Raw genomic sequence first — 18,633 nt, 5'->3', positions numbered from 1 at the left:
CCGGCACCCCACGCGGATTACGCAGAAGGCTGCCAGCGGTACTTGCTCAGTTCGTCGTTGAGCGGCGTCTGGGCGAAAACATTAGCAAAGTTGCACAGGGTTGCGAGGCTCACGCCCAGAATCACTTCCAAGGCGTTGCCTTCGCTGAAGCCGGCCTCACGAAATGCCTGGTAGGTGGCCTCGCTGACGTTGCCACGGGTGGCGATGACTTCGCGAGCGAACGCGGCCAGGGTCTCGTAACGGGCATCGGGCAGTTCACCCCGCGCACGCAGCGCATCGACCACTGCCTCCGGCAGCTTGGCCTTGTTCAACGCGACTGCGGTGTGGCCGGCGACACAAAAGTCGCAGCCATGCTGGGTGGCAGCAATCAACTGCACCACTTCACGCTCGGCCAGGGTCAGCTCGGACTTGCCGTTGAGCGCCGACACGGTCACGTAGGTTTCCAGCGCTGCCGGAGCGTTGGCCAGCACGCCGAGCAGGTTGGGGATGAAGCCGGAATTTTTCTGGGCATTTTCAAGGAATGGACGGGCCGCTTCCGGGGCGCTCTGCAGAGTGTGTAAAGTAATGCGCGAGGACATGGAGGGGTCTCCTGTGGTGGGTGTCCTTACAGTCTGTTGGTTATAAGAACTACCCTCCATATTCATCAGTCGCCTTTCCTTGCTCCTGAGTCTTTGCATTAGATGATTTCGTCCAGCCACCTTGTCGATTGGTTATTAGAAGGCCTGGAGCTCGACGCCAGCCTGTTTCATGTCGGCCGCTATTGCGGCGGCTGGCATGCCAGCACGCAAGGCATGGGCCGCGCCAGTTTCCACCTGGTCGTGCAGGGCCATTGCTGGCTGCACCTCGATGGCCAGGCCGAGGCAGTGCGGCTGGAAGCTGGGGATGCGGTTTTTTTGCTGCGTGACCTGGCGTATCGGCTGTCTAGTGACCAGAACCCCGTCAGCGCCTGCACCCAGCCGCGCCAGGCGATGCAGGCTCTGGATGCCACTGCCGGCGATGGCGTGGGGCTGGTGTGCGGGTTCTTTCACTTTCGCCCGGGGCTGTCGTCATTGATCGTGGAAGGCCTGGCCGACTGGATTCTGCTGCGCGCCAACGAGCCCGCCGGGCATGCGGCGCGGGCGCTGTTCGGGCTGATCCTGGAAGAATGCGAACGCCTACCGCCGTCGCAGACCTTGCTGGAGCGGTTGACGCATTTGTTGTTCCTGTACGTACTGCGCCAGCAAGTGCATGCCGGGCAGCCCCTCGGCGGGCTGGTGGCGCTGGCCCGGCAGCCGGCGTTTGCCGCGTTGCTGGTGCAACTGATCGAACAGCCTGGGCAAGCCTGGACGCTGGAAAACATGGCGGCGTGCACGGGGCTGTCGCGGTCAGCGTTTTTCAAGCGTTTCAACGAACTGGCCGGGCAGTCACCGGGGCAGGTGCTGCTGGCGTTGCGCATGCGCCATGCGTCCCAGCTGTTGCAAGCGGGCAACACCGTGGAGCAGGTGGGCGCGCAGGTGGGGTATCAGTCGGTGGCGGCGTTTACCCGGGCGTTTGCCAAGGCCGTTGGGGTGCAGCCGGGGGCGTATCGCAGGCAGCATGAGGGGCGGTGATTGTGTTTGCCTGGTCGGGCCTCTTCGCGGGCAAGCCCGCTCCCACAGGGACGGCACTGCCCTCAGGTTCTGTGCAATTCCTGGGCTGACCTCAGGTTCTGTGCAGTTCCTGGACTGTCCTCAGGTTCTGTGCAATTCCTGTGGGAGCGGGCTTGCCCGCGAAGAGGCCTGGGCAGGTTGACTTAGACCTGACTCACCGGGATATCACCGCCACCCTTGCCATCCCGCCGCTCCCCCATCCATTCATTGACCTGCTGCCCGAACGCGGCAGGCGCCTTGCGCCCCACGCGCCGCGCAAGGTCTAGGATGGTCTGCTGCGCCAGCGCCTCTTCCATGCGCTTTTGCGCGCCCAGCATCACCGCATGAATTGCACAGGTGCCTTCGGTCGCCCAACCCGGTGGTGAGCCGTCAAACAGCGTGCAACGCTCGCGAATCTCACGGCAATCGAAGAGCTTCTTCGGCCCGTCGATAGCCGTGACGATATCCAGCACGGTGATCTCATCCGACGGCCGCGCCAGGCGAAAACCGCCGCGCACCCCTTCAGTGGCAACCACCAAGCCGGCGCGAGCCAGCTTGGTGAACACCTTGGCCAGGTATTCCTGCGGCACGCCTTGCAGCGCCGCAAGGTCGCGCACGCTGGACTCGCGCGTGTCTCCGCGCTCATCCACCAGGTACAGCAGGCAATGGATGCCATATTCGACGCCAGCACTGTACAGCGACATATCAATCTCCGACCAACTTTGTCGCAATAATACGCAGATAGCGCCAGCGCCGAAAGCATTCCCTCGTTTGACGCGATAGAAAACCCTACCCGCGCAGTACCTTCACCTCACCTTGCTTGCCGTCCGTTTCCCGCAAGTACTCCTGCAGCGAGTCGTCCATCGCCTGCATCCAGCGGGTATGGTGGGGCACCGCTTGGGTACCGGTGATCACCGAGCGGTACGACTTGTCGCGGTAGCCCATGATGTCGTGCTTCTTGTCGGTCTTCCATTGCAGGAAGATGCGGTTCACCGCCTCGATATCGAAGCTTGGGTAATCCGTCTGCTCGATCAGGTGCCTGATGTATCGGCCTTGGAATTCGTACATCGAGGCCGTGGTATCCAGGCCCAGCTCATCCTCGCGCCAGCGCTCGCTGTCGGCATGCATGGCGGCCTTGGTCGGCAACGTGATGCGCCCCAGCATGTAGTCGCGTGCAAACCATGCCTGTGCGTCGAACAGGTTGAAGCTGTACCAGAGGTCCTGCATGCCCAGGTAAATCAGTTGCGGGTTTTGCTCCCACACCACGCCTTGGTACAGCCCCGCGGGCCACAGGCGGTTGTTGGTCTTGAGGGTGAGTTCCTCCGGCAGGAACGGGAAGTGATGCTGGTAACCAGTGCACAGAATGATCGCATCGACGCGCTTGTTCGACCCGTCGGCGAAGTACGCCAGGTCGTTCTCGACCCGGACCAGTTGCGGGCGTTCTTCCCAGCCCTTGGGCCACTTGTAGCCCATCGGTTGCGTGCGGTAGGCCGTGGTGATCGAGCGTGCACCGTACTTGTAGCACTGCGAGCCGATGTCCTCGGCCGAATAGCTGCTGCCGACAATGAGCAGGTCCTGGCCGTTGAACTCCATCGCTTCGCGAAAATCGTGAGCGTGCAGGATACGCCCGGTGAAGCGCTCGAAGCCTTCGAACTCCGGCACGTGTGGGGTGGAAAAGTGCCCACTGGCCACCACCACATAATCGAACACCTGCTCGACACCAAGCCCTGCGCTGTAGTCGTGGGCGCTAACGGTGAACTCGCGGGTGGTTTCATCGAAGCTGACGTGCTTGACCACGGTATTGAAGCGGATGTAATTGCGCACCCCGGCCTTCTTCACGCGGCCCTGAATATAGTCCCACAGCACTTCCCGCGGCGGGTACGAGGAGATCGGCCGGCCGAAGTGTTCATCGAAGCTGTAGTCGGCGAACTCCAGGCATTCCTTGGGGCCGTTTGACCATAGGTAACGGTACATGCTGCCGTGCACGGGTTCGCCATGCTGGTCGAGGCCGGTACGCCAGGTGTAGTTCCACATACCGCCCCAGTCAGCTTGCTTCTCGAAGCACACGATTTCAGGCATGGGGGCGCCCTGAGCATGGGCGGATTGGAACGCACGCAATTGTGCAAGGCCGGACGGACCGGCGCCGATGATAGCGACACGAAGAGTCATAGTGATTCCTGAACAGTTGAACGCTGAAAAAATGCAAAGGCTCCCCAACCCCAAACGGCAAGAGGCCGGGGGTGGTGAAATTCAGGCGTTACGGTGCAGGTGGAGGGACGGGGCGTTTGCGCATCTGGCTAAGCAGGATGTTGACGGGCGGGATCGACAACACGTGGTACAGGCTCGAAAGCGGGGAGCGTGTCATGGGGGTGGGCCCGTATCCATTAGCGCAGGGTGCGTAATGGGGGCCTGAGGGGCGCAAGATACGTGTGATCTCGTACATGGGGGCTGAAATGGCCTCTTTTCTTTATGGTTTCTTTTTTATCTATAACGGATGGGGGTGGGGATATCAAGGATGGCGACCCTCCCCCCTGCCCCGAACGACCGCTCGTCGCCAGCAAAACCTTCGTTTCACCGTCAAAAACCCATCGAAACATGGCCTTCCCAGGTGTTGACCGGCGGGTTGCGCCCCTACCTGGGACGGAAAAAAACTTGCAGGCACAAACTACGACCAATAAAGTCGTAGTTATTCGAGCGCACTTGCTGTGTCATCGAAGCCCTTTTTCCCTACATGACCGTTGCGGAGCACCTGCATGAAATCCAACATCCTGATCATCGGTGCCGGCTTTGCCGGTGTCTGGAGCGCGCTGAGCGCTGCTCGCCTGCTGGACCAGGCACAACGTGAAGACGTGCGTATCAGCGTACTCGCCCCTCAACCCGAGCTGCGCATTCGCCCACGCTTCTACGAAGCGGATGTGCATAGCATGAAGGCGCCGTTGGGCGAGCTGTTCGAGGCCGTGGGCGTGCACTTCATCCCTGGCAACGCCGACAGCATCGACGCCGACGGGCGCAGCGTGAGCTACACCGATGCCCAAGGGCAGCCCCAGCAGATCCACTACGATCGCCTGATCCTCGCTGCAGGCAGCCAGGTGGCGCGCCCGGCTGTACCAGGCCTTGCCGAACACAGCTTCGATGTCGACCAGATGGAGTCGGCCGTGCGCCTGGAACAGCACCTGCTGGGGCTGGCCGCCCTGCCCGCCTCCCCGGCGCGTAACACGGTCGTGGTCTGTGGTGGCGGGTTCACCGGCATCGAGACGGCAACCGAAATGCCCGCACGCTTGCGCCCCCTGCTCGGTGACGGCAGCGCGGTGCGTGTGCTGGTGGTCGACCGTGGCGCCCGTGTCGGCGCGGCGTTGGGCGCGGGCATCACCCCCTCGATCGAGGCCGCCTCTGCACAGGCGGGTGTCGAATGGCTGACCGGTACCTCGGTGGTGGCTGTCGATGCCGGCGGCGTCACCCTGGACAACGGCGAGTACATCGCCAGCAGCACGGTGATCTGGACCGCAGGCGTCAAGGCCAGCCCCTTGACTGCACAGGTCGCCGGCGAGCGTGACGGCGCAGGCCGCCTGCGGGTCGACGACCACCTGAAAGTGGTTGGCCAGGCGCACATCTATGCCACCGGCGACACCGCCTGGGCCGCTGTCGACGAGCTGGGCAACCACGCCCTGATGACCTGCCAGCACGCCATCCCCATGGGCCGTCACTGCGGCAACAATGCCGCTGCCGACCTGCTGGGCATCGACCCGGTCATCTACCGCCAGCCCAAATACGTCACCTGCCTAGACCTCGGCGACTGGGGCGCGGCCTACAGTGAGGGCTGGGTGCGTGAGCTGAAGTTGCACGGCCAGGAAGGCAAGGCACTCAAGCGCCAGATCAACTCGGTGTGGATCTACCCACCCGCCGCTGACCGGGCACTGGCGCTGGCCGCTGCCGACCCGCTGATCCCGATCGTCTAACACCTGAAAGCGAACAAATCCGTCAAAAAACGACGGATTTGTCCGCACATGTCGTTACATTGAATGACTGGTCAATAATGATGTCCATATGCCATCATTTAAATAAAACATTTCCGAGGGTGAGGCACACACACTAAATCCGCAGCGCATCGAGAGCTGGCACCACCCCCGGTGACCCGGCCTTCCGTCCATGCTCTTGACGCCTGCACGCCACCGTCAAGGAGCATTCCATGCAGTTACGGAATTTGAAGATCGGCATTCGCGCAGCCAGCGTATTCGCCCTGTTGGGCGCACTGGTGCTGGGCATGGGCCTGATCGCCCTCTACGAGACCCGGCAAATGGACACGGCCACGGACGAGATCCGTGTCACCTGGTTGCCCGCCGTGGTCGCACTCAGTGAAATCAGCAGCAACCTCGGCCGGGCCCGCGCCTTGACGCTGCGCACGGCGCTGGATGACGATGACAGCGAGCGCGCACGCAACCTCGACCTGCTCAAAGGCATCAACGTGCAGCTCAAGGACGGCCTACAGGACTACGACAGCACCATCATCGCCGCCGACGACCGCGCCCTGTTCAATGCCTTCAGCACTGCCCACCAACAGTACGTCGACCTGCAGGCGCAGGTGCTCGACGACATCGCCGCCGGGCACATTGACCAGGCCAGGCAGAAGATCAACGGCCCGCTCACCCTGCACGCCGACAGCATGATGAAAGCCATGGCGGCACTGATCGCCTACAACAGCAAAGGTGCTGAAGTGGCCTCGCAACGTAGCAGCGATGTCGCAGACCAAGCGTTGACCGCCATCATCGGCTCACTGCTGGTGATCATGCTCGCGCTGGCAGCCATCGCCACGGTGCTGACCCGCAGCATCGTCGTGCCCCTGGCCGACGCGGTGGCCGTGGCCGAACGCGTGGCCACCGGCGACCTGACCCGCGAAATTCGCGTGATCGGCCGCGACGAACCGGCGCAACTGCTGCGCGCCTTGAGCCGTATGCAAGACAGCCTGCGCGACACCCTGCGCAAGATTGCCGCGTCGTCCGACCAGCTGGCCTCGGCCTCGGAAGAGCTGCACACCGTCACGGAGGACACCAGCCGCGGCCTGCACCAGCAAAGTGCGGAGATCGACCAGGCCGCTACTGCTGTCAACCAGATGACAGCCGCCGTGGAAGAAGTGGCGAACAACGCGGTGAGTACCGCAGACGCGTCCAAAGGCGCCGACCGCACCACCCGCGACGGTCGCGACCAGGTCAACCAGGCCTTGGCGTCGATCCAGCACCTGGTCGACGACGTCACCGGTACCTCGGCCGAGATCGAACTGCTGGCCAACAATGCCAACGAGATCAGCCGCGTGCTCGATGTGATCGGCGCGATCGCCGGGCAGACCAACCTGTTGGCGCTCAATGCCGCCATCGAGGCAGCACGGGCCGGTGAGGCAGGCCGTGGCTTTGCGGTAGTCGCCGACGAGGTGCGCGCACTGGCCCACCGGACTCAGCAGTCCACGGCAGAAATCGAACAGATGATCGTGGGTATCCAGACCGGCACCGAGCGCGCGGTAAGCGCCATGCACAGCAGCCAAGGGCGTGCCACGGGCACACTGGAAGTGGCCCAGTCTGCAGGCCAGGCACTTGAGGTGATTGCCGAAGCGATTGCCTCGATCAACCAGCGCAACCTGGTGATCGCCAGTGCGTCGGAGGAACAGGCGCAGGTGGCGCGGGAGGTAGACCGTAACCTGGTGAATATTCGCGACCTGGCGATGCAGACGTCGGCGGGTGCGAATCAGACCAGTGCGGCGGCGCAGGACCTGTCGCGGTTGGCGGTGGACCTGAATGGGATGGTTGCCCAGTTCAAGGTTTGACTCAAGATAGCTGGGGCTGCTTTGCAGCCCCTTCGCGGGGCAAGCCCGCTCCTACAGGTAGGACGCCAGCCTTGAGGTCAGCTCACAGCTCTGTGGGAGCGGGCTTGCCCCGCGAAGGGGCCGCACAGCGGCCCCAGTTTTGATCATCAGTCGTTCACGCTGACAGCCCGCGCACTGTTAACACTCTGCCCGCGCGTCGCCAGGCAGTAATACAGCGGCACCGTCACCAGCAACCCGATCAGCCAGGACAAATCAGCCCCTTCGACGATGTTCGAATACGGCCCCACATACAGCGCCGTATTGGCAAACGGCAGCTGCACCACGATCCCGCACGCATAGGCAATGATCGCGTGGTGGTTGAAGCGCCCATAAATGCCGCCGTCGGCACTGAAAATCGACGCGATGTCGTACTGGCCCTTCTTGATCAGGTAGAAGTCGATCAGGTTGATCGACGCCCACGGCACCAACACCAGCAACAGCGCCAGGATCAAGCCGATGAACTGGCCAATGAAGCCCGCCGACGCATTCAGCGCCACCAGGCCGCAGCCCACCAGAATCACCGACGCCAGGATCACCCGCACCTTGATGCTCGGCGTCCACTTGGCAAAGAAGGTCTGGATGGCCGTGACGATCGACAACACCGCGCCATACAGGTTGAGCGCGTTGTGGCTGATGATGTTGAGCAGGAACAACACCATCAGGATCGGGCCGAGCCAGCCGGTGGCTTGCTTGACGGCGTCCATCGCGTCCGTGCCTTCCGGTACGCACAACACCGCCACCGCACCAAAGCTGAAGCACAGGATGGTGCCCAGCGTGGCACCGAAATAGGTGGCCCAGAACGGCTTGGCAATGCCGACTTCTTTAGGCAGGTAGCGTGAGTAGTCGGAGGTGTACGGCGAGAAGCTGATCTGCCAGATGGTGCCCAGCGACACCGTGGCGATGAAGCCCGACAAATTGAACGCACCGCGGCTGAAGAAGTCGGCCGGCAGCTCCTGGATGAACATCATGATGAACCCGGCCAGCAGCGCCGACCCCATCACCCAGGTACCGATACGGTTGAGGATATGGATGAAGCGGTAGCCGATCACGCCAATGGCCGTCGCGCTGAGGGCGCCGATGACGATGGCACCAGGCATCGGCACGCTCGGGGCGATACCGTGGATGGTCTTGCCCGCCAGCACGATGTTGGAAATGAAGAAGCCCACATAGATCAGCGCCGTGAAGAACACGATCAGCAGGGCGCCATAACGGCCGAACTGGCCGCGGCTCTGGACCATCTGCGGAATGCCCAGCTGCGGTCCCTGCGCAGAGGCCAGGGCGATGACCACGCCCCCGAGCAGGTGGCCCAGCACAATGGCGACAAGCCCCCACACCAGGTTCAGGTGGAACACCTGCACCACCATCGCACCGGTGACGATGGGCAGCGGCGCAATGTTGGTGCTGAACCAGAGGGTGAACAGGTCGCGCGCCTTCCCATGGCGCTCGGCAGGTGGAACGTGATCGACCGTGTGATTCTCGACAAACTGGTGTTGCGATGACGGTTGGGACATGGTTTTCAGCTCGAAAGGTCGTTTTTATCTTTGTAAGGAAACCGCGTCTAGGCGGCCTCTCAGCTGCGGACCATATTATGGTATTCCAAACTTTTGACAACACTGATTCGGCTTAAAACACCCTAACTGATCCGGTTCAGCACCTGAAGCTGGGGCATTGAAATTCCGCCAAGCCCCCTATCCATGCGGCTTTGCGCCATTCATCGTGATTTTGCTACGGCGGAAAATTCCGCTTGCAAATCGAGTATTACGGTATACCATCAGACACATCAACGATAAAAACCGCGGACCACCGCAGCCCTTCTGAGGTACATGAGATGATCGACGCAACCGTCTACAAGAACGTCCTGGGCTCTTTCCCGTCCGGCGTTACCGTCATCACCACCCTGGACGACGACGGCTCGATCGTCGGCCTTACCGCCAGCGCCTTCTCCTCCCTGTCGATGGACCCGCCGCTGGTGCTGTTCTGCCCCAACTACAGCTCCGACTCCTACCCTGTGCTGATCAAGCAGAAGCGCTTCGCCATTCACCTGCTTTCTGGTGAACAGCAAGCCGAAGCCTATGCGTTCGCCAAAAAAGGCAAAGACAAAGCCACCGGCATCGAGTGGTCCCTGAGTGCGCTGGGCAACCCGCTGCTGGCCAATGCCACCGCCATCATCGAATGCGAACTGTGGCGTGAATATGAAGGTGGCGACCACGCCATCATGGTCGGCAAGGTGCACAACCTGATCGTCCCCGAGCAAGCCCCGCAGCCGATGATCTACTGCCGCGGCAAGATGGCCAGCCTGCCCGCCTTCGCCTGAAGCACCTAGCCTTATTACTGACGCCTGGTGCGCCAGGCGAGACTTTCAAGCTCCGAGGAAAGCCCCATGAAATTTTCGTTGTTCGTACACATGGAACGTTGGGATGAACAGGTCAGCCACCGCCAGCTGTTCGAAGACCTGACCGAACTGACCCTGATGGCCGAGAACGGCGGTTTCAGCACCGTGTGGATCGGCGAACACCATGCTATGGAGTACACCATTTCGCCAAGCCCGATGCCGCTGCTGGCCTACCTCGCCGCGCGCACCGAGAAGATCCGCCTGGGCGCCGGCACCATCATCGCGCCGTTCTGGAACCCGATCCGCGTGGCAGGCGAATGCGCCCTGCTCGACGTGATCAGCAACGGCCGCATGGAAGTGGGCCTGGCGCGCGGCGCCTATCAGTTCGAATTCGACCGCATGGCCAATGGCATGCCTGCCACCGACGGCGGCAAGGCCCTGCGTGAAATGGTCCCGGTGGTGCGCAAACTGTGGGAAGGCGACTACGCCCACGACGGCGAGGTGTACAAGTTCCCCACCTCCACCAGCGTGCCGAAACCGTTCAACGCTACACCGCCGATGTGGATCGCCGCCCGCGACCCAGACTCGCACAACTTCGCCGTGGCCAACGGCTGCAACGTCATGGTCACCCCACTGATGAAGGGTGACGAAGAAGTACTGGACCTGAAAAACAAGTTCCAGGCGGCCCTGGACAACAACCCGGATGTGCCCCGCCCACAATTGATGGTGCTGCGCCACACCCACGTGCACAGCCCGTCCGAGCCCGAAGGCTGGAAGGTTGGCGCCCAGGCGATCTCGCGCTTCTACCGCACCTTCGACGCCTGGTTCGGCAACAAGACTGTGCCGGTCAACGGCTTCCTGGAGCCGAGCCCGGAATCGAAGTTTGCCGAAGTGCCGGCGTTCCAGCTGGAAAACATCCGCAAGAACACCATGATCGGCACACCCGAAGAAATCATCGCGCGCATCAAGTACTACCAAGAGCTCGGCGTCGACGAGTTCAGCTTCTGGTGCGACAACAGCCTGCCCCACGCCGAGAAGAAAAAGTCGCTCGAGCTGTTCATCAAGGAAGTGGTGCCGGCGTTCGCCTGAATTCCCTTTGCCTGAAGTAGTTGCGGGATCAGCCCGCTCCCGGGGGCCCTAGTGGCTCTTGCGAGCGGGCATTTTTTTGAGTTTCAGGCGGCCTCTTCGCGGGCAAGCCCGCGAGGGGGCCGGTACAGACGCCGCGCAAATCAAGGGATCAAGCAACCTTTCGTCCCCCAGGGAGAGATTTTTCAAGCCCCCTCTTGCACAACAAATATTATGGTATACCATCAGACAACAAGAGCTGATAACCCTCACCAGGAGCCACCCATGAGTTTCGAAATCCGCAAGATCGTCACCTACTCCGAAGAGACCCGCATCGAAGGCGGCAAGGCCACCGACAAACCGGTGACCATGGTCGGCCTGGCCGTGGTGATCAAGAACCCGTGGGCGGGTCGTGGTTTTGTAGAAGATCTGAAGCCGGAAATCCGTGCCAACTGCTCTGAGCTGGGCGCACTGATGGTCGAGCGCCTGACCGCCGCCATCGGCGGTGCCGACAAGATCGAAGCCTACGGTAAAGCCGCTGTGGTCGGCGCCGACGGCGAAATCGAACACGCCTCTGCCGTGATCCACACCCTGCGTTTCGGCAACCACTACCGCGAAGCGGTACAGGCCAAGAGCTACCTGAGCTTCACCAACAAGCGCGGCGGCCCAGGCACCTCGATCCAGATCCCGATGATGCAGAAGGACGACGAAGGCCTGCGTTCGCACTACATCACCCTTGAAATGCAGATCGAAGACGCCCCGCGTGCCGACGAAATCGTCGTGGTCCTGGGCGCTGCCGACGGCGGTCGTCTGCACCCGCGCATTGGCAACCGCTACATCGACCTGGAAGAACTGGCTGCCGAAAAAGCCAACGCTCAATAACAACAACCAAGACGGGCCGGGGCGTGGCGTGCTTACCCGCCGCGTCCGACCTTCAAGGAGCGCCCTCCATGATTCAGCCTGTCGCTGAACGTACACCGGCCGGGACCAGTTACCTGGACCAAGGCCAGGGCCAACCCGTGGTGCTGATCCACGGCGTGGGCCTGAACAAGGAAATGTGGGGCGGTCAGTTCGTTGGCCTGGCCAATGACTACCGCGTCATCGCTTACGACATGCTCGGCCACGGCCAGAGTGCGTTGCCAGCCGCCGACACCAGCCTGGAAGGCTACGCCGCCCAGCTCGTCGAGTTGCTCGACCACCTGCAGATTGCCCAGGCCACCGTAATCGGCTTCTCCATGGGCGGCCTGGTGGCACGTGCTTTCGCCCTCAACTACCCGCACAGGCTGTCTGCCCTGGTGGTGCTCAACAGCGTGTTCAACCGCACCCCCGAGCAGAGTGCCGGTGTCATCGCCCGCGCCGCCCAAGCGGCGGAGCTCGGCCCCGACGCCAACGTCGACGCCGCCCTCGACCGCTGGTTCAGCCGTGAATACAAGGCAGCCAACCCGGCGCAGGTCGCCGCCATTCGCCAGGTGCTGGCGAGCAACGACCCGCAGGGCTACCACACTACTTATTCGCTGTTCGCCACCCAGGACATGTACCGCGCCAGCGACCTAGGCAGCATCCAGGTGCCGACGCTGATCGCCACCGGCGAACTCGATTCGGGCTCCACCCCGGCCATGACCCGCCAGCTCGCCGCCAGCATCCCTGGGGCGCACAGTGTGGTCCTCGCCGAGCAACGGCATATGATGCCGGTGGAAGCACCGCGTGAAGTCAACAAGATGCTGTTGGACTTCCTCAAGCAAGCCCGCACCCTCACCGAATCCGCCAAGGGGATTGTTGCATGACCCTCGTACGTTTCCAGATGTGCATCGACGGCCAATGGCTCGATGCCCAGAGCGGCAAGACTTTCGACAGCCTCAACCCGGCCACCGCCCAAGCCTGGGCGCAACTGCCCGATGCCGACGAAGCCGATGTGGAGCTGGCCGTGCAGGCCGCCCAGCGTGCCTTCGAAAGCCCAGCCTGGCGCAGCATCACCGCCACGGCGCGCGGCAAACTGCTGCGCCGGCTGGGCGACCTGATCACCGAAAACAAAGAGCACCTGGCCCAGCTGGAAAGCCGTGATAACGGCAAGCTGATCCGCGAAACCCGCGGCCAAGTCGGTTACCTGCCCGAGTTCTTCCACTACACCGCAGGCCTGGCCGACAAGCTCGAAGGCGGCACCCTGCCGCTGGACAAGCCAGACCTGTTCGCCTACACCGTGCACGAGCCGATTGGCGTGGTCGCCGGGATCATCCCGTGGAACAGCCCGCTGTACCTGACGGCCATCAAGCTGGCCCCGGCCCTCGCCGCCGGCAACACCATCGTGCTCAAACCGTCCGAACACGCCTCGGCGACCATCCTCGAGCTGGCTCGCCTGGCCCTTGAAGCCGGCTTCCCGCCGGGTGTGGTCAACGTGGTCACCGGCTATGGCCCTAGCACCGGCGCGGCCCTGACTCGCCACCCGCTGGTACGCAAGATCGCCTTCACCGGCGGCGCCGCCACGGCCCGCCATGTGGTGCGCAGCAGCGCCGAGAACTTCGCCAAGCTGTCGCTGGAGCTGGGCGGCAAGTCGCCGAACATCATCTTCGCCGACGCCGACCTGGACAGCGCCATCAACGGCGCCGTGGCCGGCATTTATGCCGCCTCCGGGCAAAGTTGCGTGGCCGGTTCACGCCTGCTGGTACAGGACGAGATCTTCGACGAATTCGTCAGCCGCCTGGTCGAGCGAGCCAAGCGCATCCGCATCGGCAACCCACAGGACGACGCCAGCGAAATGGGCCCGATGGCCACCGCCCAGCAACTGGCCGTGGTCGAAGGCCTGGTCGCTGCGGCCAAGGCCGAAGGCGCCAAGCTGCACCTGGGGGGCAAGCGAGCCGAGGTCGAGGGTGACGGCTGGTTCTACGAACCCACCCTGTTCGAGTGCGACAGCAACTCGATGACCATCATGCAGGAAGAGGTGTTCGGCCCCGTTGCCGCGGTCATTCGCTTCAAGACCGAAGAAGAGGCCCTGGCCATTGCCAACGACTCGCAGTTCGGCCTGGCGGCCGGCATCTGGACCCGCGACCTGGGCCGCGCCCACCGCCTGGCCCGTGACGTACGCTCGGGCATCATCTGGGTCAACACCTACCGCGCGGTGTCGGCCATGGCACCGATCGGTGGCTTCAAGAACAGCGGCTACGGCCGTGAGAGCGGCATCGATTCGGTGCTGGCCTATACCGAGCTGAAGACCGTGTGGATTAACCTGTCCACCGCGCCGATGCCCGACCCGTTTGTGATGCGTTAAGAGGTAGCACGAGATGATCGAACCAGGCATCTACAAAGACGTGATGGGCTCCTTCCCGTCCGGCGTTACGGTGGTCACCACCCTGGACGCCGACGGCGGCATCGTCGGTATCACCGCCAGCGCGTTCAGCGCGCTGTCGATCGATCCGGCGCTGGTGCTGTTCTGCCCCAACTACGCCTCCGACACGTACCCAATCCTGCGTGACAGCAAGCAGTTCGCCATTCACCTGCTGTCTGCCGAGCAAACCGCCGAGGCGTATGCCTTTGCCGGCAAGGGCAAGGAAAAGGCCAAGGGCATCGACTGGCACCTGAGCGAGCTGGGCAACCCGTTGCTGGCCAAGGCCACGGCGATCATCGAGTGCGAACTGTGGCGCGAGTATGACGGCGGTGACCACGCGATCATCGTCGGCGCGGTGAAAAACCTGGTGTTGCCGGCAGATCCGGTCACCCCGATGGTCTACCACAAAGGCAAGCTGGGCGCCCTGCCCCCGCTGGGCTGATACCCTTGGGGCTGCCCTGCAGCCCAATCGCCGGCAAGCCGGCTCCCACAGGATCGCCACGGTCCTGTCTGCCTGTGCTGTACCTGTGGGAGCCGGCTTGCCGGCGATTGGGCCGCAAAGCGGCCCTGTTCCACCCATTTTTTAGGGGCCGCGCTACCCTCTCACCCTTGGTTGCGGCCCCTGTTTTGATTCGGAGCTGGTCAATGAGCAACGAAAAGTACGAGAAAGGCCTGCAGATCCGCACCCAAGTGCTGGGCGAAGACTACGTCAACCGCTCGATCCAGAACGCCGACGACTTCACAAAGCCCTTGCAAGAGCTGGTCACCGAGTATTGCTGGGGCCATGTCTGGGGCCGCGAAGGCTTGTCGCTCAAAGAGCGCAGCATGATAAACTTGGCCATGATTTCCGCGCTCAACCGGCCCCACGAACTCAAGCTGCACATCCGCGGCGCATTGCGTAATGGCCTGAGCCGAGAACAGATTCGCGAGATCCTGCTCCAAGTCGGCATTTATTGCGGCGTACCCGCGGCGGTGGACAGTTTCCGCCTGGCCCGCGAAGCGTTCGCCGAAGCCGATGCGGAGTCAACCCGTTAACAACGGGCTGTTCGAACCACCGTAAGGAGCAGCGCCCGGTTCGGCGTGCTCCGCGGGTTGGCGCAACAGCCTCATAAAGAGCGCACCTGATGAAACGCCAGCCACTCGACGACAGCTTCAAGGTCAACCGCAACCCCGTTACCCTGCGCGAAATCGTGCTCGACAAGCTGCGCGCCGCGATCATGAACTTCCACTTGCTGCCAGGTGACCGCCTGGTGGAGCGCGACCTTTGCGACCGCCTCGGGGTCAGCCGCACCTCTGTACGTGAAGCCCTGCGCCACCTCGAATCCGAAGGCCTGGTCGAGTTCGCCGACGCCAAAGGCCCGCGCGTGGCCATCATTACCCTGGAAGATGCCCGCGATATCTACGAGCTGCGCTGCGTGCTCGAAGGCTTGATCGTCCAGCTGTTCACCCTCAATGCCAAGGCCAAGGACATTCGCGCCCTGGAGCGCGCGCTGGAGGTCAACCGCGAAGCCCTGGAAGAAGGCGAACTGCAACAGGTGCTCGACTCGGTGCAAGGCTTTTACGATGTGCTGCTGGAAGGCTCCGGCAACCAGGTTGCCGCTCAACAGCTGCGCCAATTGCAGGCCCGCATCAGCTACCTGCGCGCCACCTCGGTGTCGCAGGAAAACCGCCGCGGTGCCAGCAACCGGGAGATGGAAAAGATCGTCGAGGCGATCAAGGGCGGTGACCCACTGGTCGCCCACCAAGCCTCGGTCGATCACGTCCGCGCCGCCGCCAAGGTGGCCCTGGACTACCTGCGCCAGAAGCAGGATGACAACACCAAGGTGCGCGACATGGTCGAGCCCCTGGCCCTCAAAGAGCCACGTATAGAACCCCGCATAGGCCGCTGACCATGCCCAACGCCCCGCGCTACTGCCCGCACTGCACCACGGAACTGGCCCGGGGCGTTCCCACAGGCGACACCCACGAACGCCTGCATTGCACCGGCTGCGGCTACATCCACTACATCAACCCGAAAATCATCGCCGGCTGCATCATCGAGCGCGATGGCAGGTACTTGCTGTGCCAGCGGGCTATTCCACCCCGCCCTGGCACCTGGACCTTGCCCGCCGGGTTCATGGAAGCGGGCGAGACCACCGAGCAGGCGGCGTTGCGCGAGGTGTGGGAAGAAAGCGGCGTGCACGCCGAAATCGTCTCGCCCTACTCGATTTTCAGCGTGGCCAAGATCAGCGAGGTGTACATCATCTTCCGCGCCATCGCCACGCAGGAGACCGGCCAGTTCGGCCCGGAGACACTGGCCTACAAGTTCTTCGAGCCGGACGAAATCCCCTGGGAAGAGATCTACTACCCGGCCATCCGGCAGATTCTCGAGCGGTATATCCTGGAGCGCCAGGCCGGGGTGTACGGCATCTACATGGGCAATGACGATACCGGCAAGGTGCATTTCATTCGCTGAGCCTGCACGATTCGGTAGGAGCAGCCTTGTGCTGCGAAGGGGCCGGGGATAACAGCGGAGATCTTCGCTGCTTTCGCTGGCCTCTTCGCAGCACAAGGCTGCTCCTACACGCGAAGAGGCCCGCACAGACGACATAAAGCCCTCGCCAATTCGCTATTCTCGGTGCACCCTTATCCTCCCAGCTATGAAGGATCGGCAGCACACATGGCGAAATGGCTAGACGGCGGCGGGCTGATGGCCGAACGCATCCGCCAGCACGATTGGACCCACAGCCCACTGGGCCCGCTCGAGGCCTGGCCGAGCGCGCTCAAGACCTCGGTGGCCTTGTGCCTGGCCTCGCGCTTTCCGCAAGCCGTGTTGTGGGGCCGCGAGCTGATCACTTTGTACAACGATGCCTTCATCCCTATCCTCGGTAGCAAACCTTTAGCCCTAGGCCGGCCGTTCAGTGAAGTGTGGCAGGAGGCCTGGGGCGAAATCAGCGCCATGGCCGAACACGCCATGGCCGGTGAGGCGATCTACATCGAAGACTTTCCCTTGGTCATCGACCGCAACGGTGCCCCCGAACGCGCCTACTTCACCTTCTGCTACAGCCCGATCCGCGGCGAAGACGGCACTGTGCTGGGCATGCTCGACACGGTGACCGAAACCACCACCAGCGTGGTCAACAGCCAGCGCCTGAGCTTTCTCGACGGCCTGGGGCGCGAAGTGGCCAATGCCACCGACCCCGAGCGGATCATGGCCATCACCACCCGCATGCTGGTGGAACACCTGCATCTGTCCAGCTGCGCCTACGCGGTGATGGACCCCGACCAGGACGGCTTCAACATCTGCGGCGACACCGTCGCCCCCGGCTCGCCGCGCCTAATCGGCCAATACCGCCTGGCCGACTTCGGTCGCCTGGCTGTCAGCCGACTGCGCGCAGGCGAACCGCTGGTGATCAATGACAACCTCAACGAACTGGCCGCCGAGGAAGCCGCGACGTTCCAGGCCATCGGCATCACCGCGACCATCTGCATGCCGCTGATCAAGGACGGTCGCCTGACCGCCCTGATGGCTATTCATGACAAGGCGCCCCGGGTATGGACGGGCTATGAACTGCGCCTGATCCGCGAAGTCACCGAACGCTGCTGGTCGCATATCCAACGGGTCCAGGCCCACGCCGAAGTGCGTGAAGCCTTGGCCGCGCTGGAGGCGCTCAACGCCTCCCTGGAGCACCGCGTCGAAGAGCGCACCGCCCAGCTGCTGCACACCGAAGCCGTGCTGCGCCAGGCACAGAAGCTCGAGGCCATCGGCCAGTTAACTGGCGGTGTGGCACACGACTTCAACAACCTGCTGACCATCATCCGCTCGTCATTGCACTTCTTGCAGCGTCCCAACTTGGATGAAGCACGCCGCGAGCGCTACCTCAAGACCATTGCCGACACCGTCGAACGCGGCGCCAAGTTGACCGGCCAACTGCTCGCTTTCGCCCGTCGGCAGGCCTTGAGCCCACAAGTGTTCGAGGCCGGGCCGCGGCTGCAGGCCATGGCCGATATGCTCGATACCGCTACCGGTGCACGGGTTCAGGTGGAAATCGAACTGCCAGAGGCGCCTTGCCATATCCGCGCCGACCTCAGCCAACTCGAGACCGCGATCATCAACCTGATGCTCAACGGCCGCGACGCCATGGCCGGGGAAGGCACCTTGCGCCTGCGCCTTCAGGCCAACCAACGCCTGCCCGGCCTGCGTGGGCAGGCCGCGCAAGCCGGGCCCTTTGCCGCCATCTCGGTAGTGGACAGCGGTGTCGGCATCGCCAGCGAGCTGCTCGATCGCATCTTCGACCCGTTCTTCACCACCAAAGCGCCCGGTGAAGGCACCGGGCTTGGCCTTTCCCAGGTGTTCGGCTTTGCCAAGCAGTCCGAAGGCGATGTAGAGGTGATCAGCGTCGAAGGCCAGGGCACGACGTTTACCCTGTACCTGCCGCAACAAGCGCCCTCTGCCGGCCCTGAGGCTTCTGAATAGCGG

Annotated in this window: 17 protein-coding genes and 1 pseudogene; 14 read left to right on the top strand and 4 right to left on the bottom strand. The window is 62.9% G+C overall.

Features of this window, described 5'->3' with window-relative positions:
• Positions 1-17: 17 nt before the first annotated feature.
• The gene (locus HU750_RS23190) at positions 18-578 is read right to left on the bottom strand and encodes a carboxymuconolactone decarboxylase family protein (protein ID WP_027595386.1); all 561 of its coding nucleotides are present in this window, start codon (positions 576-578) and stop codon (positions 18-20) included.
• A gap of 102 nt (positions 579-680) precedes the next feature.
• Between HU750_RS23190 and HU750_RS23185 the strand changes: the two genes are divergently transcribed.
• Positions 681-1,589: an AraC family transcriptional regulator gene (locus tag HU750_RS23185; protein ID WP_186682616.1), complete on the top strand. Its 909-nt coding sequence runs from the start codon at positions 681-683 to the stop codon at positions 1,587-1,589.
• Between the two features lie 182 nt (positions 1,590-1,771).
• Here the strand turns inward: HU750_RS23185 and HU750_RS23180 are convergent, their stop codons facing one another.
• Both HU750_RS23180 and HU750_RS23175 read right to left on the bottom strand, forming a co-directional pair.
• On the bottom strand, positions 1,772-2,311 hold the full coding sequence (locus HU750_RS23180) for an RrF2 family transcriptional regulator (RefSeq protein ID WP_099454460.1): 540 nt from the start codon (positions 2,309-2,311) through the stop codon (positions 1,772-1,774).
• Between the two features lie 85 nt (positions 2,312-2,396).
• Positions 2,397-3,776, bottom strand: coding sequence for a trimethylamine monooxygenase (locus tag HU750_RS23175; protein ID WP_186682614.1), 1,380 nt, complete (start codon positions 3,774-3,776; stop codon positions 2,397-2,399).
• Between the two features lie 584 nt (positions 3,777-4,360).
• Here HU750_RS23175 and HU750_RS23170 point away from each other — a divergent pair.
• The 3 genes and pseudogenes from HU750_RS23170 to HU750_RS27645 all read left to right on the top strand — a co-directional run bounded on the left by HU750_RS23170 (position 4,361) and on the right by HU750_RS27645 (position 7,419).
• Positions 4,361-5,563 carry an NAD(P)/FAD-dependent oxidoreductase gene (locus HU750_RS23170; RefSeq protein ID WP_186682612.1) on the top strand — a complete coding sequence of 401 codons (1,203 nt, stop codon included), beginning with the start codon at positions 4,361-4,363 and terminating at the stop codon, positions 5,561-5,563.
• A gap of 230 nt (positions 5,564-5,793) precedes the next feature.
• Positions 5,794-6,564: pseudogene (locus HU750_RS27650) on the top strand (MCP four helix bundle domain-containing protein); the annotation flags it as partial.
• Complete coding sequence (locus tag HU750_RS27645) at positions 6,556-7,419, top strand: methyl-accepting chemotaxis protein (RefSeq protein ID WP_371098201.1); 864 nt, start codon at positions 6,556-6,558, stop codon at positions 7,417-7,419. The pseudogene HU750_RS27650 and the gene HU750_RS27645, both read left to right, overlap by 9 nt.
• Before the next feature lie 146 nt (positions 7,420-7,565).
• Here HU750_RS27645 and HU750_RS23160 read toward each other — a convergent pair whose 3' ends face one another.
• The gene (locus HU750_RS23160; RefSeq protein WP_186682608.1) at positions 7,566-8,969 is read right to left on the bottom strand and encodes a purine-cytosine permease family protein; all 1,404 of its coding nucleotides are present in this window, start codon (positions 8,967-8,969) and stop codon (positions 7,566-7,568) included.
• Positions 8,970-9,286: 317 nt separating this feature from the next.
• On the opposite strand from HU750_RS23160, the gene HU750_RS23155 reads away from it, so the two are divergent.
• The 10 genes from HU750_RS23155 (at position 9,287) to HU750_RS23110 (ending at position 18,630) form a co-directional block, all read left to right on the top strand.
• Positions 9,287-9,772, top strand: coding sequence for a flavin reductase family protein (locus HU750_RS23155; RefSeq protein ID WP_027595379.1), 486 nt, complete (start codon positions 9,287-9,289; stop codon positions 9,770-9,772).
• Positions 9,773-9,838: 66 nt separating this feature from the next.
• Positions 9,839-10,879: an LLM class flavin-dependent oxidoreductase gene (locus HU750_RS23150; RefSeq protein ID WP_027595378.1), complete on the top strand. Its 1,041-nt coding sequence runs from the start codon at positions 9,839-9,841 to the stop codon at positions 10,877-10,879.
• A gap of 261 nt (positions 10,880-11,140) precedes the next feature.
• Positions 11,141-11,737 carry an amino acid synthesis family protein gene (locus HU750_RS23145; RefSeq protein ID WP_003256068.1) on the top strand — a complete coding sequence of 199 codons (597 nt, stop codon included), beginning with the start codon at positions 11,141-11,143 and terminating at the stop codon, positions 11,735-11,737.
• A 68-nt stretch (positions 11,738-11,805) separates the two neighbouring features.
• The gene (locus HU750_RS23140) at positions 11,806-12,639 is read left to right on the top strand and encodes an alpha/beta fold hydrolase (RefSeq protein WP_186682606.1); all 834 of its coding nucleotides are present in this window, start codon (positions 11,806-11,808) and stop codon (positions 12,637-12,639) included.
• Entirely contained in the window at positions 12,636-14,117 is a 1,482-nt protein-coding gene (locus HU750_RS23135; protein ID WP_027595376.1) for an aldehyde dehydrogenase, read from the top strand. The genes HU750_RS23140 and HU750_RS23135 overlap by 4 nt, the downstream gene beginning before the upstream one ends.
• A gap of 13 nt (positions 14,118-14,130) precedes the next feature.
• Positions 14,131-14,616 (top strand): flavin reductase family protein, encoded by a 486-nt coding sequence (locus HU750_RS23130; RefSeq protein WP_186682604.1) that lies wholly within the window; start codon positions 14,131-14,133, stop codon positions 14,614-14,616.
• A 203-nt stretch (positions 14,617-14,819) separates the two neighbouring features.
• Positions 14,820-15,209, top strand: a complete 390-nt coding sequence (locus tag HU750_RS23125) for a carboxymuconolactone decarboxylase family protein (RefSeq protein ID WP_008100863.1) — start codon at positions 14,820-14,822, stop codon at positions 15,207-15,209.
• 89 nt (positions 15,210-15,298) lie between these two features.
• Complete coding sequence (locus tag HU750_RS23120) at positions 15,299-16,063, top strand: GntR family transcriptional regulator (RefSeq protein ID WP_033697319.1); 765 nt, start codon at positions 15,299-15,301, stop codon at positions 16,061-16,063.
• A gap of 2 nt (positions 16,064-16,065) precedes the next feature.
• A complete protein-coding gene (locus HU750_RS23115) occupies positions 16,066-16,629 on the top strand; it encodes an NUDIX hydrolase (RefSeq protein ID WP_186682602.1) in 564 nt (187 codons plus the stop codon).
• Between the two features lie 204 nt (positions 16,630-16,833).
• Complete coding sequence (locus HU750_RS23110; RefSeq protein ID WP_186682600.1) at positions 16,834-18,630, top strand: sensor histidine kinase; 1,797 nt, start codon at positions 16,834-16,836, stop codon at positions 18,628-18,630.
• Positions 18,631-18,633: the final 3 nt, after the last annotated feature.

The sequence above is a fragment of the Pseudomonas sp. SWRI50 genome (genome assembly GCF_014269095.1).
In the GTDB taxonomy this organism is placed as follows: domain Bacteria; phylum Pseudomonadota; class Gammaproteobacteria; order Pseudomonadales; family Pseudomonadaceae; genus Aquipseudomonas; species Aquipseudomonas kermanshahensis.
This window is presented reverse-complemented; position numbering and strand designations above follow the sequence as displayed.

Excerpts from the sequence above, each read along its gene's own strand:
- HU750_RS23190 (WP_027595386.1), bottom strand. The coding sequence starts at position 578 with ATGTCCTCGCGCATTACTTTACACACTCTGCAGAGCGCCCCGGAAGCG.
- HU750_RS23185 (WP_186682616.1), top strand. The coding sequence starts at position 681 with ATGATTTCGTCCAGCCACCTTGTCGATTGGTTATTAGAAGGCCTGGAG.
- HU750_RS23180 (WP_099454460.1), bottom strand. The coding sequence starts at position 2,311 with ATGTCGCTGTACAGTGCTGGCGTCGAATATGGCATCCATTGCCTGCTG.
- HU750_RS23175 (WP_186682614.1), bottom strand. The coding sequence starts at position 3,776 with ATGACTCTTCGTGTCGCTATCATCGGCGCCGGTCCGTCCGGCCTTGCA.
- HU750_RS23170 (WP_186682612.1), top strand. The coding sequence starts at position 4,361 with ATGAAATCCAACATCCTGATCATCGGTGCCGGCTTTGCCGGTGTCTGG.
- HU750_RS27645 (WP_371098201.1), top strand. The coding sequence starts at position 6,556 with ATGCAAGACAGCCTGCGCGACACCCTGCGCAAGATTGCCGCGTCGTCC.
- HU750_RS23160 (WP_186682608.1), bottom strand. The coding sequence starts at position 8,969 with ATGTCCCAACCGTCATCGCAACACCAGTTTGTCGAGAATCACACGGTC.
- HU750_RS23155 (WP_027595379.1), top strand. The coding sequence starts at position 9,287 with ATGATCGACGCAACCGTCTACAAGAACGTCCTGGGCTCTTTCCCGTCC.
- HU750_RS23150 (WP_027595378.1), top strand. The coding sequence starts at position 9,839 with ATGAAATTTTCGTTGTTCGTACACATGGAACGTTGGGATGAACAGGTC.
- HU750_RS23145 (WP_003256068.1), top strand. The coding sequence starts at position 11,141 with ATGAGTTTCGAAATCCGCAAGATCGTCACCTACTCCGAAGAGACCCGC.
- HU750_RS23140 (WP_186682606.1), top strand. The coding sequence starts at position 11,806 with ATGATTCAGCCTGTCGCTGAACGTACACCGGCCGGGACCAGTTACCTG.
- HU750_RS23135 (WP_027595376.1), top strand. The coding sequence starts at position 12,636 with ATGACCCTCGTACGTTTCCAGATGTGCATCGACGGCCAATGGCTCGAT.
- HU750_RS23130 (WP_186682604.1), top strand. The coding sequence starts at position 14,131 with ATGATCGAACCAGGCATCTACAAAGACGTGATGGGCTCCTTCCCGTCC.
- HU750_RS23125 (WP_008100863.1), top strand. The coding sequence starts at position 14,820 with ATGAGCAACGAAAAGTACGAGAAAGGCCTGCAGATCCGCACCCAAGTG.
- HU750_RS23120 (WP_033697319.1), top strand. The coding sequence starts at position 15,299 with ATGAAACGCCAGCCACTCGACGACAGCTTCAAGGTCAACCGCAACCCC.
- HU750_RS23115 (WP_186682602.1), top strand. The coding sequence starts at position 16,066 with ATGCCCAACGCCCCGCGCTACTGCCCGCACTGCACCACGGAACTGGCC.
- HU750_RS23110 (WP_186682600.1), top strand. The coding sequence starts at position 16,834 with ATGGCGAAATGGCTAGACGGCGGCGGGCTGATGGCCGAACGCATCCGC.